The following is a 12,689-nucleotide window of genomic DNA, read 5'->3' on the forward strand; positions in this document are numbered from 1 at the left end:
TTAAGTGGAATAGTTTGTATTTTGATTAATGCGTGTTTCCATCTTTGACCTCATGTCTTTGTTTGGAATTGTTAACCCTGTTTGATACTCCTTGATACAGATCTAAACAAAGCTAGCGGTTAAAGAGGAAAACGAAAACCGTTTATATTCTGTTTACGTTTGTATTCCGACGCATGACATTAACTTTGCGTTAACGAATTGAAGGGAAATAGAAATCTAGATAATTGAAAGGTAGATGAATATATAAAAATCAGTAAAGCTAGCGCTATTTCCTGATTTTTATGCAATGCGCTGTCTTATATGGCAGGTTGTATGGTTACCTCTGGTTTTGTCTTGGCTTGTTCTTTTCGCAGGAGCATTTCATTGACGATCTTTTCAACGTAAAGTTGCTGATATTGTTGATCACACCAACGCTTACTCAGGCCGCGACGGTTGAACTCGGCTCCAATGGCAACACGCGTCTGATTAGATGGACGTTTGTAATAAAGCGTCTCACACAATTGCATGCTGCTCATCTGCTGTGCATAAACATTAACACTGCTACTTCTCATCCCCAGTTGCGCAGCCTGCTGGTTACTGCAGGCAGTAGAAAACAGTGATGCAATTGCAATAATAAGAGATTTATATTTATTCATGCTTTTTCCGACGCTTAGTTAGGATATCGTGTAGGCGTTTTTCAGGATACATTTTGAGAGCCGAAGCGTGCAACTGTCAATGTGGAATTAGGGAAAACCACGTTTTCAGTTGTTGATAGTGTGTTATACCCAAGTGACTTCAAGATGCAGGATTCAGAGCGTTGTCACTGATTGCCTGTTTACCGAAAGTAAGCAAGGAAAACAACGCAGCGTAATAGCAAGCTCTTTCCAAGTTGTTTGACGATGCTATTTATTCAACAAAGAACGAGCTTCCGTGACACGCTCTCAAAGGGCCCTATTTGCGGATAATAAGGGCCTTGGTTCGTATGCTTTGTTAACAATTTTTGATTTAAAACCACTAGATCTTCAAAGTATTGCCTCGCCTTCAAACCAAGCCATTCTCGCTGAACCTAGCACCTGAGGTTACTTGGGTATACTTAAGGAAGAAAGGGGAGTTGAATCGGGTACCTTTTATCTTTATACAAAATATCATCTTACTGTCATAAAAGTTTCATCTTATTGTGGTTGTGAAGAATAGTGTTTTTATACATAGTGTTAGTAAGCCAGAAAAATTTGGCTGTTATCATAAGAATGGAGTTTTCCTATGCACAATGAAATGATTCAACCATCCCACTTCGGTATTATTGGACGTACTTGTATCGCGTCAATTGCAATGATAGCGGTCGCTTTCGTTCTGTTCTAATAGCGGAACGAATCCTATTAAGCATGCCTTATTAAATGAGAGAAATTCAGGGAACTACCATCGAGAGATAAGGTATTCCCCTGAAAATCAAACTCACATCAACTAAATTAGCTCAATAGGCTATAAATAAACGCACTTACCGCAACAACACCCGTCATCATTACAAAGTAAGTCGACGCTTTTCCACGATATTGTTTGAGGCTTCCACTTTGTAGACTGCCAGCATCGGCATAATGAACAAAATCATGGCGATCACTGGGCCTGATAGCGCTTCCATCATTCCGAGAATGCTTGGATTCATAATGGCAGCGATCCAAATTGAGATAAATAGTATTGCCACACTAAGGCGATCAACTCGTTGTTTCGGCATGTCTGAATGCTTTGTAATCAAACCATTTAAGCTTTCGCACGCGCCGAGAAAATGGCCTAGGAAAGACGACGTAATCGCCACAAACGCGACAAGTGGGCCAAGCATCGCAATAAACGGGTTGTCAGTTGCGTTCGCAAGATAAGAGATCACGGATACGTTTAGCGATTTAGCCTCTGAAAGCTGCTCTGGTGAAAGAGCGAGAACGCATGAGAAGACAAACAGTAGAACAAACGCTATCAACATGACACTGGTACGGCGTAGGATCATTTCGGATTTTACATCTGCGTTTTTACCATAGTGACGACGCTGAACATTCGCGAAACTTGAGATCGCAGCCGCATGGCTGAATGAGAAGATCACGACAGGAATAGCAAGCCACATTGTACTAGCGAGTGACGACAGATCTGGGGTTTCCAGTACAGGTATGCTCCAGTTTGGAATCAAGTAGAATGAAAGAAGCGCGTGTCGCGGGTAACGCTCTAATGGAAGCAAGTAGTGAAAATAATACCCAATGGATCCTTTCATTATCGGTAGATACAGCACATCGAGGCAAGGGTGTTGCGCGTTGACTTGTGGAGCAGGTGTTGGCGAAAGTGGGAGCGGAATCGGTAGTGAAATTAACCGTTGATCCAAATAATGCACTAGCTTACATACTCTATTGCTCATTAGGCTTTATTGCCGTGGAGGAAGAAGAAAACTATTTCGGTGATGAAGAGCTGCGCTTGGTCATGCAACTAGGCCGCTAATCCTGCACTTCTGTGATACAAATCCGCACTTAATCAGTGCATTGCTAAATATAAAGTGAGATCTGAATTTATTAGGTTGTTGAAAATTAAGGGTGTTTGAAATTGGCATCGGGTTTGCATTCTTATGTTCATCGTTAACTCGATGCGCCGCTTTTCCTTAGCAGGCGGTTAAGCGGATAGGGTATTACTTTTTTGAGCTTTATAGGCAATGTAGCCTCTCTCGTTTCGGGAGAGGTTTTTTTTTGCTTGTAGCTGGTCAAACATTTCATTGCTTAAGAGTTGATACCGGACATTACCGCTGTAATCGGCTATTCTGCATGGGCTTAGAAAAGTCATCGCAGATAGAAACTGGTTTAATCCGTCTGGTTTGACGCGCGATTTCCCTGTGGAAGTTATTACTCATGGATGCAGCCCACAGCAACAGGTTCACGTTACACAATTCAATGAGCTCAAGGATTTATTGATGATACTTAAAGGTGTGCGCCCAGCATTGATTGTGATGGAAGAAGTCGTCAAACTGCGCTAACAATTAATAGAAACCGTACAGTCAGTGTCGGAATACGAGGAAATATGAGCAGCATTTTGGAATGTATCAGAACAGTCGGTCGTGGTGAACGTGGTAGAAGGCCACTTAACTTTGACCAAGCGTTTCGTGTGATGGATGAATACCTAAACGGTGAATGCGATGACGATCAGATGGCGATGTTATTGATGCTGATCCGCGTACAGAACGAGACTCAACAAGAAATCGCTGGCTTTGTAAAAGCATTCCAATCCCGTATGCCCGCTATTGGTGCAGAGATCGACTGGCCATGTTACGCAGGTAAGCGAGCAGCGGCAGGCCAGCCTTGGCATTTGTTGGCGGCGAAGATCCTTGCTGAAAATGGACATAAAGTGTTGATGCACGGCTATCACGATCGTCAATCAGAACGCTTGCACGCTGAAGATTACCTCGACACGTTTGCCATTACCAAGGCCAACTCAGCTGAAGAAGCAAAGCGTGTGTTAGAAACGCAGAACATTGTTTACTTGCCGCTTAATGCCTTTGCGCCTCAAGCTGAAACCATGATCGGTTGGAAGAATCGTTATGGGCTCAGAACGCCGATTAATACTGTGGTTCGAGCGCTGAATCCTGGACAGGCAACGATTGGTATTCGTGGTAGCTTCCATCCAGGGTTTCAACAACTTCATGCTGAAGTCGAATATGAAATAGGTCAAACCGCTCACGCTGTAGTCTCATTCAAAGGGCAATCGGGTGAATCGGAATACAATCCCAAAGTAAGCCAAACGGTATGGCTGAGCCAAACGAGCGGCGTAACTTCGCATTACTGGACGGAGCAAATGTTGTCTGATGTGCCAATGCCGAAACGTTGTCCGTTTGGCACATCCTTAGCCGACATGAATCAAATGGGGAATACGGTACTGGCGACTATGACAGTAGTTTTGTTTACACAAATGCATGACAGAGAAAAATCGTTTGAACGTGCATTCTCATATTGGCAGGCGTACTGTTTAAATGCGTAAAACCAAAGTGTAAAAGCTTGTAAAACCCACAGCGCAAAGTTGTTGAATCTGAATCCATTATCTATTGTTTGAAGAAGGTAAAAGATCCTAGCTCGCCAATGATATGTTTCATCGCTTTGTTTTATATGAGGGGGCGAATTGCAGTTCTAGCCTCAATCGCGTTCGTTTTAAGCTCGATTGAGATTTTGAAATCCGATAATGGTAGATACAGAGGACATGGATAATGGTTCTAAAGCATACCACTTCGAGTGAAAAGGCTTCTCATCCTATTCCACAGGAAGCGTTCGATTGGTACGATGAATACGCGCATGGAAAGATCTCTCGCCGTGAGTTTCTCAACAGGCTTAGCGGCCTTGCTATATTAGGCTTTAGCATGACGACTCTTGTCGGTGCGCTGACGCCTAATTACGCTCTTGCCGAGCAAGTCTCCTTTAATGACCCAGAAATAAAAGCCAGTTACGCAATTTTCCCGTCACCGAATGGACACGGAGAAGGGCGTGGTTATTTGGTCATGCCGCAAAAGAAGACATTAAAATCGCCAACGGTGTTGGTGATTCATGAAAACCGAGGCTTAAACCCTTACATCAAAGATGTCGCTAGACGACTCGGTAAAGACGGTTTTATTGCATTTGCTCCTGACGCGCTTTATCCACTTGGTGGTTACCCAGGTAACGATGATGAAGGCCGAGCAATGCAAAAAGAATTGGACAGATCCAAGATGGAGCAAGACTTTATCGCTGCAGCGAATTTCATTAAACAACATAAAAGTGGCAACGGTAAGTTTGGCGCGGTAGGGTTTTGTTTTGGTGGCTATATCGTCAACATGCTTGCCGCAGTGATGCCTGATATGCTTGATGCTGGGGTGCCTTTCTATGGAACGCCTGCCGCGCAAGAACTACAGAAACAAGTAAAAGGCCCTTTGATGATTCACTTTGCGGGACTCGATAAACGCGTAAACGAGACTTGGCCTGCTTATGAGCAGCAACTGATCGCGACCGATGCTCAGTATCAGGCGTTAATGTATGAGAATGTCAATCACGGTTTCCATAACGACTCGACGGCACGTTATGCACCAGAAGAAGCGGCGCTCGCTTGGGAGCGTACGGTAAGGTTCTTTAAAGAACATTTAGAACAAAGTTAGCCCAAGTACAGATGCACTTATCGGGTTTAGTGACCCTTTTGGGAAGATGAAGCGTATTGTTTGAATGCTTGTAAAATGACAGTCGAAAGTGATGAGGTTTGTTATCTAATCTAGGAATAAAGAGCGATTTGGAACGGGTTTATGTTTTCAATGAGACTTACCTTCCACTGAATACTAGATAAAGCTCCAGGGATCACAAGAATATGGCTCTGGAGTTTCCTTTATTTGCGGTTTAAGGAGTGAACTTCTAGCTCGGTATAGCCAGTCGAGTCGTCCATGGCTTTTGTAAACTGGAGCTCTGAATAAGAATGGATGATCAACTCTGCCGTGGTATCAACGAGAGTACCTTCCATCAAGTGCCCGCCCCAAACACATCCTTCTTACTCAGACACTGAGATATGAGCGTGTTGATGTTCTGGTGTAAGCGTTCCCATCACGGACACAATCTCAAATGGCGCGTGTTTCGTTAACGTACCTTCTACGCCAGCCAAACGAAGTTTGAGGTCAGAGATTCAACCAACACAAGAAGCAATCGAACCTGCTTTGATATCATGTTTTTTGACGAGCAGTTCAAGGTTCTGTTTTAAATCCATGCCTTTGGTTAGACGAACCGCGATCACTTTAATCGACATGTTATTTCCTAATCAAAACTAGCAAGCAGGACAGAGCTGTATCTAGATCTGTATAACGTTTTGCTTTTCCGAGCACACGCATGCCTTGCATGTTGTTAAGAATAAATCGAGCCAGCTCTTCTGGTTTCAGTGTTTTCGGAATCAAGGTTTCCTTCTGTGCGTTTTTTAACACATCAGAAAAGACATCGATAAGGTAGTCAAACAGGTAATGGCCTTTACGTAGTACATCGTCGTCTTCTCCGGCGTGCTCTATCAATGCATTTTGAATAAAACAACCACAGCTGCGTTTGCGTTGTAGCTTAGCAAATGCCCTCAAAAATGATTCTAATTCTGAAAGTGACGCACCTTCATTTTCTAAATCCGTTAAAGAGGGCAGTGAGACTTTTTTTAAATACGTATCGAGCGCCTCATAGTAAAGCTGCTGTTTATCACCATAGGTGTTGTAAAGACTGAAGCGATTGATGTTCAACTCGTCAGTGAGATCCGAGATGGAGGTGTTCGCGAAGCCCTTGCGCCAAAACACATCCATAGCCATGAGAAGCTTTTCATCTCGATCGAAGTTGGCCTTTCTTGCCATATATTACCTACCTGGGCCTGTTTTTAGTAATTGAACTATTTTGGAGGGATGGACAGAGAACCTAAAGGCGTTCTAACTGAACCAAAATCGCGTTAGCGCATGACCCCAAATTCATGTGAACCCACAAATGGCATCAAAAATTTCGCCTAGCAAACAGACCCAAAACGGTTTGAAATTTTTTGATAGTGAAGTTCTTGACTGATCGTTTATAAACTCACTGCAGTATAACCTAACCAGTCAGTTAGAAAAAGATAAATGGATGTGAAATGAAGCTTTATGAAACCGCAATGACGCCGAGTTGTAAGCGAGTTAACCTTTTTCTTAAGGAAATTGGAGGCGAGGTTGAGCGATTGGTGCTGAATGTTCGTGAAGGTGACAACCTGACCGATGCATTTAAAACAAAAAGCGTAAACGGTAAAGTACCAGTGTTAGAGCTCGATGATGGAACGACGCTGTGTGAAAGCGTGGCCATTTGTCGTTACCTCGGTGAGGTGTTTGAAAATGACTTGGCACTGTTTGGTGCAAACCCACTAGAATGCGCTCAAGTGGAAATGTGGCATCGCGTCGTTGAGTTTCAAGGGCTTTATACGGCGTTTCAAGCCTTCAGAAACATCACCTCATATTACTCGTTGGTATGAGCGGCTGGCCACACGCCAAGCATTTCAGGACTGTTTTTTATGAACCTGCGGGGGGTCTACACTCGCTGTTCTCACCTCTCATTCACCAAACATCTTCTATTTCTTGAAGTTTTTCTTACTTTTTCTGCTGTTAGCCTATAATTAAATTTAAAAATAGAGTTTACCTCAATTGGTTTTAAGGCGTTTTAGAGTTTTGTGCTCTTAGTGTGTAGACGTTCTTTTCATCATGGCATTTCACCGGAAATTAAGGACATCAAGGAACAAGGAGAGGTTATGGGGCTTCAAATTAAAACCATTAACGCTGTGCTGTTCGCGTTGCTCGTGGCATCGGTATGTGGTCTGGTTGCGATGTATCAGAATCACAGCCAACAGCACCAACAAATTGAAGTGCTTCAAGCGCAGTTGATTGAAAAAGAGAATCAAATCGTCGTTTCAAATGAAGCGTTGTCATACCGACGTTATCAGCATCAGCTGTTAGTTGAAGACTATGACCGCTTTAGAAGTCAGCAGTCATTAAATAGCATGGTTCGTTAGTGAGCCTAGAGTGCGAGTATTAAGGAGTGATGTGGCGATAAGTGACGGATTCAATCACTCCCGTTTCCGTTTTATTTATGTCATTGACCTGCCTTTGGAAGTAATACGGGATTAGGGTTGGTGAGCGTCCTTAATCGCATAATACAGAGTGACAGGTGTTTTATTGAGTGACCCTGATGCAAGTGTTCCTACTAGCGCATGCTCAAATTGGTGGTAGCCATTTCCCCAATGGAATGCTTTGGTTGTTTTTGGGTTCACTCCCCCCCATATTGATGGTCGACCCAGACATCCATCAAACTACGAGTGGTGTAGGGCAATGTCCCCCGACTTGACCATTCTGCATCGCCAATGTCATTGCCGCGTGGTCTAGTTCCGCCCATTCCCAAGATGAACTTCTATTCTTATTAGGCCGGCTCTGCCATCCTGGGATCGCCAGTTAAATGAAACAGTACACCGTAGGCGTACGTTTGCCGAGACTTCATGCGTGTATATTCACAGTCGAAGTGCGGTGTAATCGAACTGTGGTTGAGTTCAGAACAGACATTGTTCACGTCAAGGAACCTGCCATCAACACATCGAAAAGTTCCCGATAGGTACGCCAAGGGCTTGTTTTTGCATCCAGTAGGGTGCTAATCCGCTTGAAGCATGAGTTAGCCAATCCTTGGTGGTTGGAAAGCGAGCCTTCTGTTCAGCGAATGACGAAGAAGAAAAACATAGACAAAGAATCAGCCAGCAGAAGCGAGCGAGCGGAAAGACGCATAATAAAATCCATAAAAAAATAAAAAGGGTGACGATATCGCGTTGTTATGTGTTCATACTGTGGATTCAGTTGGTTTTTCGCTGACAGGGTTTGAAATATTGCGTGAAATTTCAATCTAGGCTGGCGAGCTAGAATTGGAGAGAGAAACACAATGGGTGTGATTGCAAACATCATGGAGAAGTTTGTAAGTGTGCGTTCAACCACTTAAATGAAATGATAAAGAAGTTAAGTAACTTGTTGGATATAAGTCGATATGTACTATTTTTAATATCGTAATGTGATAAAAGGTTGTGTCAGTTACTGCGCTTCGTTGTACATCGTCAAATACTGTGTTGGATATAAACCAAAAGGATAAGCAGTTGAATAATTCAAATGAGCATTTAGAGAAAATACTGTCAAAAGCGTTTACAGCTTCTCTGATCCGATTCTCGGTTATTACGTTTATTGTGATTGTCTGTAGTTGGGCATTTTTACCGTTTCTTCCAATCTTACTTTGGGCTTTGGTATTGGCGATTGCGCTTTATCCCCTTAGTGAATTTATACAAGCTAAATTAGGTTGGACATCAGCGCGTTCAGCAACCGTGATAGCACTTATTGGCGCACTAATATTGGGTACGCCAACCGCAATGGTTGGCAACTCGCTAGCATCCAAAACTCTTGGTTCATTTAATGCCTACCAAGAGGGAACGTTAGTCATCACCCCCCCAACGCAGAGTGTCAAAGAGTGGCCGGTTGTGGGGGAAAAGTTGCATGCTGTGTGGTTTGAGGCATCGAATGATTTGCCGCAGTTTATTGAAAAACGTCAACCTCAGGTGAAAGGGGCGTTGAATTGGTTTGTGGATGCAGCAAGTGGCGCGGCAAAGAACGTATTATTGCTGATCGGTGCCATTATTATCGCTGGTATCATGTTGGCATGGGCAGAACCTGCCGCCAAATCCATTCGTAAAATTTTTATCAGCTTATCGGACGAAGCCAAAGGCCCAGAGCTACACAAGCTGACAACCGCCACCATCAGACAAGTGGCAGTGGGCATTATCGGTATCGCATTTTTAACCGCGATGGTGTTTGGTGCTGTTGTTGCCTTATCTGGTGTGCCAGCTGCTGCGTTATTTGCCGTTGTCGCACTGATATTTGCGATTGTTCAATTGCCCGTCACCATCATCGCGTTAGTTGCAGTTGGCTTATTGTGGTCTGGTGATAGTGGCACAGTGCACAATGTGATTTTTACCATATTACTGATCGTTGCGAGTTTAGTTGATAACTTTTTAAAACCATTGATCTTAGGTCGAGGGTTGGAAGTGCCGATGCCAATTGTTCTTATAGGTGCCATTGGCGGTATGATGTCGGGCGGTATTTTGGGTATGTTTATTGGCGCGGCGTTCTTAGCAGCAGGATACCAAGTGTTTATGAAGTGGGTGGATGCAGAGACGCAAGATGTCGCCAACGTTATTGAAAATAGTGAATCAAAAACGGATAAAACCTAGCGAACGACCTTGCTCATGCCTGGCTTGCAATACCCTCAATGCTTTAGAACGACTGGCTAATGTTGTCAGCGGGTCATGGTTGGCTTAAAACTTAACCGTTTGAGTTCTATACCTACCGATAGATTCGTTAAGCTAATCACAAACGCCTCGACGCCATCAGCTAATCCCTTAAACACACTCGCTTTCATTTCATAAAAGAGCCAATACTTTGTTCTGTGCTCAATTTCAACATTGTTAACCACAAAACCATTCTTGAGTAGGCGCCTTGTTTGCTTCTGGGATAGTAGGAGTGGTGATCTCAAAGGTAAGCCCTTAATATGCTTTAACTTGCCGAACCAATCCATTGCGGCCGCATTTTGTGTCGTCACATTTAAGCGTCGATCAAGTACGAAAATACCGCCTTGATTCTGGTCGAACATCAATTCCAGTAACTTACTGCGCTGTTCCGCGATCGCTTGACCTGTCACGTTGTGAAATTGAAGTAGTGATTGCTGTTCTCTCTCAATGGGATTTTCAACCATTTCGTTGAAGCAAGCAGTGAGCTTTCCTACTTCATCGTTGTGCGTGATTGGGATTGGATTGGCCTTATGTTTATGAATCTGTAAATTTCGCATTTTTGCGAACGAACGAAGCCCTTAACGAATCTATTCTTAAATCTCAGGCCTAGGAGAACGCAAGGCACTGTCTACATGTTAACTATGGAGACTACTTATGACTAAGGCAGGAAAATCATCAAAATCGAAACTGCATAAACAGAGATTTTGTTCAGCTCCCGAAGTTCGAAGCAGAGAACTGAGTCATGTATTAGATGGTAGTAGGGCTCGTCTCATCGCCAAGTTGGACCGGATGTGGGTTAATGGAACTCAACTTACTTACTACTTTTTTAAAGAGCCAGCAATATGGAGAGGAGGAAGTGGCCAAGAAGATGCCGTGAGGGATGCCTTTGCTATGTGGAAAGAGTTAGGAATTGGCCTAATATTCAGAGAAGTCCAGCATGCTGAAGAAGCAATGATTCGGATTGGTTTTGATCAATCGGATGGTTCTTGGTCATACGTTGGGCGTGACTGCATTGATTTTGTAACGAGCCCTAACCAAAGAACAACGAATTATGGTTGGGACTTAACAACCCCGTATGGGAGAGACACAGCTTTACATGAAATCGGACATATACTTGGGTTTCCGCATGAGCATCAAAACCCGCGTGCTGGGATCGTGTGGGATGAGGAAAAAGTGTATGAAAGTTTAGGGGGGTCTCCTAACTTTTGGTCAAGAGAAACAACCTATAGGAATATTATTCGAAAAATACCACCTAACTCCGTTGATGGTTCCGATTGGGATAAAGATTCAATTATGCATTATCAATTTGAGGCAGGCCTAATCAAAGATCCAGCAATATATAAAACACAACCATTGGTTCCTCAGGGGGGGTTATCACCAATCGACATACAAACTGTGACAACCTTATATCCTGAGCAGAAAGCAACGCTCCCAGAGCTTCGTCAATATGAGTCTCAAAGGATTACTATTAAAGCAGGAGAGCAAGTTGATTTCATTATTAAACCGTCTTTGACTAGAAAATATACATTGCAAACATTTGGCAAAATGGACACCGTAATGGTGTTGTTTGAGCTTAGAGATGGTGTCGAAGAATACATCGAAGGCGATGATGATTCAGGTTTTGACGTTAATGCTAGAATCGAAACTCATTTGCATAAAGGTCGTAAGTACATTGTAAGAACAAGACTGTACTTTACCAATGCTCAGGGGAGTGGGGCTATTATGCTATGGTGATGTAGAGCGAATCAACGCTTCATTCACTTATGGCGATTTGGGATATACAACATATCTCTACATAGTTTTAGCCCAGCTTTATCTAAGCTGGGCGCAGAGAGACGTTCACACGAAATTTGATACGTTTCGTGCGATAGATAAGAATAAAAAGTGGTAATTGAAATCTCAGCGCTTAGAATGCGCAAACTAAAAGTTATAACTGATGTAGAGTGATTTTATGCTTCGTGATTACACCTTTGATTGTCTTGTAACCATGCCTCGCCATGAACTGGAAGAGTTTAGTGCTCGCATGATCAGTAAAATGGTGCCAGAAGACGTGATGAATGAGCTATTTACTTTTGAACAAGAAGAAGTGGATAGTGAAGAGCGCATGCTGACAGCACGCCTTGATGCCATGTTACGTATGACGGCAATCGCATTGAGTGAAATTCAACAAGCGTTCGATGACTCAGACAACGCGAAGCAAAACAGCGAGCGAATGACACGTCTCGTTCTTTGGCATTTCTACGCGATCTCATTTAACTTGGAAGAAGCGATCACGCTTGAAACACACTGTGCGCAAGTTGAAAAATTACTCAAAAACACACCGACAGACGTATTTGTTTGGGTTAAAACACTGACCGAGCTTCTACACACTTACGCTGAAATCAACGCGAAAGAGAATTCTCAAGACTAAGCTTGATCTGGTTTTTAGACGTTGACCGCAAACAAAGGCGAGCCATAAGGTTCGCCTTGTTCTATTCCGGGGCTAGAAACGAACCTGCTTTCGCCTTTTTAAATGAATAAATACTGATTTGGCCAGAATCTCAGCTGGTGGCCTCCTCAATAACGCTGCGTGTTAGAGCGACAGTACCCACTTCGGATGATCACCAACTAGCGAACAGCACCATTCCTTCTTACACTAAAATGGAAATGTTTATTTTCAATCCCTTTAATGTGCGATGGTTATTCAACTAAATACGGAAAACTTATGCCCAAAGACACCCCAGTTTTTACGCTCGATTTATTACTGCAGCGCTTTTATCTGTGTATACAGAGATAGCCTTTGTCAACGCCAGTTTAAATTTGATCCACTTATCGACGTTATCGCCGAAGTAAAACTGACCCACCCACGTTATTAACTCTTGTTTCCAGATAGACTTTCTAGAACCGCT

General features: G+C 43.2%; 10 protein-coding genes and 4 pseudogenes. 8 read left to right on the forward strand and 6 right to left on the reverse strand.

All coding sequences use genetic code 11. The annotated features are described in order from the left end of the window. Positions 1-296: 296 nt before the first annotated feature. Together AK965_RS18940 and AK965_RS18950 are read right to left on the reverse strand one after the other, a co-directional pair. Positions 297-635 (reverse strand): hypothetical protein, encoded by a 339-nt coding sequence (locus AK965_RS18940; protein ID WP_099081071.1) that lies wholly within the window; start codon positions 633-635, stop codon positions 297-299. Between the two features lie 810 nt (positions 636-1,445). Further along, positions 1,446-2,164, reverse strand: a pseudogene (locus AK965_RS18950) (amino acid permease); the annotation flags it as partial. 128 nt (positions 2,165-2,292) lie between these two features. Here AK965_RS18950 and AK965_RS20520 point away from each other — a divergent pair. The 3 genes from AK965_RS20520 (at position 2,293) to AK965_RS18965 (ending at position 5,119) form a co-directional block, all read left to right on the forward strand. Next, on the forward strand, positions 2,293-2,454 hold the full coding sequence (locus AK965_RS20520; protein WP_172438197.1) for a hypothetical protein: 162 nt from the start codon (positions 2,293-2,295) through the stop codon (positions 2,452-2,454). 570 nt (positions 2,455-3,024) lie between these two features. Further along, positions 3,025-3,978, forward strand: coding sequence for a glycosyl transferase family protein (locus tag AK965_RS18960; protein WP_099081073.1), 954 nt, complete (start codon positions 3,025-3,027; stop codon positions 3,976-3,978). 223 nt (positions 3,979-4,201) lie between these two features. Next, entirely contained in the window at positions 4,202-5,119 is a 918-nt protein-coding gene (locus AK965_RS18965) for a dienelactone hydrolase family protein (protein WP_099081074.1), read from the forward strand. Positions 5,120-5,340: 221 nt separating this feature from the next. On the opposite strand, the pseudogene AK965_RS18970 reads toward AK965_RS18965, so the two are convergent. Beyond that, a pseudogene (locus tag AK965_RS18970) lies at positions 5,341-5,751 on the reverse strand (PPC domain-containing DNA-binding protein). 1 nt (position 5,752) lies between these two features. Next, complete coding sequence (locus tag AK965_RS18975) at positions 5,753-6,328, reverse strand: TetR/AcrR family transcriptional regulator (RefSeq protein ID WP_099081075.1); 576 nt, start codon at positions 6,326-6,328, stop codon at positions 5,753-5,755. A gap of 266 nt (positions 6,329-6,594) precedes the next feature. Between AK965_RS18975 and AK965_RS18980 the strand changes: the two are divergent. Both AK965_RS18980 and AK965_RS18985 read left to right on the forward strand, forming a co-directional pair. Then, positions 6,595-6,945, forward strand: a pseudogene (locus AK965_RS18980) (glutathione S-transferase N-terminal domain-containing protein); the annotation flags it as partial. Positions 6,946-7,239: 294 nt separating this feature from the next. Beyond that, positions 7,240-7,500 (forward strand): hypothetical protein, encoded by a 261-nt coding sequence (locus AK965_RS18985; protein WP_099081076.1) that lies wholly within the window; start codon positions 7,240-7,242, stop codon positions 7,498-7,500. A 19-nt stretch (positions 7,501-7,519) separates the two neighbouring features. Here the strand turns inward: AK965_RS18985 and AK965_RS20755 are convergent. Next, positions 7,520-8,229, reverse strand: a pseudogene (locus AK965_RS20755) (hypothetical protein). A 390-nt stretch (positions 8,230-8,619) separates the two neighbouring features. Between AK965_RS20755 and AK965_RS18995 the strand changes: the two are divergent. Continuing rightward, positions 8,620-9,744, forward strand: coding sequence for an AI-2E family transporter (locus tag AK965_RS18995; protein ID WP_099081077.1), 1,125 nt, complete (start codon positions 8,620-8,622; stop codon positions 9,742-9,744). 65 nt (positions 9,745-9,809) lie between these two features. Here AK965_RS18995 and AK965_RS19000 read toward each other — a convergent pair whose 3' ends face one another. After that, positions 9,810-10,358, reverse strand: coding sequence for a hypothetical protein (locus AK965_RS19000; protein ID WP_099081078.1), 549 nt, complete (start codon positions 10,356-10,358; stop codon positions 9,810-9,812). 97 nt (positions 10,359-10,455) lie between these two features. Between AK965_RS19000 and AK965_RS19005 the strand changes: the two genes are divergently transcribed. Both AK965_RS19005 and AK965_RS19010 read left to right on the forward strand, forming a co-directional pair. Then, positions 10,456-11,535: a M12 family metallopeptidase gene (locus AK965_RS19005; protein ID WP_099081079.1), complete on the forward strand. Its 1,080-nt coding sequence runs from the start codon at positions 10,456-10,458 to the stop codon at positions 11,533-11,535. 217 nt (positions 11,536-11,752) lie between these two features. Then, on the forward strand, positions 11,753-12,211 hold the full coding sequence (locus AK965_RS19010; RefSeq protein ID WP_099081080.1) for an exoribonuclease R: 459 nt from the start codon (positions 11,753-11,755) through the stop codon (positions 12,209-12,211). Positions 12,212-12,689 lie beyond the last annotated feature (478 nt).

This window comes from Vibrio sp. PID17_43, from assembly GCF_002608565.1.
GTDB lineage: Bacteria > Pseudomonadota > Gammaproteobacteria > Enterobacterales > Vibrionaceae > Vibrio.

What these genes read in the sequence shown, in the direction of transcription:
- AK965_RS18940 (WP_099081071.1), bottom strand. Translation starts at nt 635, where the DNA reads ATGAATAAATATAAATCTCTTATTATTGCAATTGCATCACTGTTTTCT.
- AK965_RS18960 (WP_099081073.1), top strand. Translation starts at nt 3,025, where the DNA reads ATGAGCAGCATTTTGGAATGTATCAGAACAGTCGGTCGTGGTGAACGT.
- AK965_RS18965 (WP_099081074.1), top strand. Translation starts at nt 4,202, where the DNA reads ATGGTTCTAAAGCATACCACTTCGAGTGAAAAGGCTTCTCATCCTATT.
- AK965_RS18975 (WP_099081075.1), bottom strand. Translation starts at nt 6,328, where the DNA reads ATGGCAAGAAAGGCCAACTTCGATCGAGATGAAAAGCTTCTCATGGCT.
- AK965_RS18985 (WP_099081076.1), top strand. Translation starts at nt 7,240, where the DNA reads ATGGGGCTTCAAATTAAAACCATTAACGCTGTGCTGTTCGCGTTGCTC.
- AK965_RS19000 (WP_099081078.1), bottom strand. Translation starts at nt 10,358, where the DNA reads ATGCGAAATTTACAGATTCATAAACATAAGGCCAATCCAATCCCAATC.
- AK965_RS19005 (WP_099081079.1), top strand. Translation starts at nt 10,456, where the DNA reads ATGACTAAGGCAGGAAAATCATCAAAATCGAAACTGCATAAACAGAGA.
- AK965_RS19010 (WP_099081080.1), top strand. Translation starts at nt 11,753, where the DNA reads ATGCTTCGTGATTACACCTTTGATTGTCTTGTAACCATGCCTCGCCAT.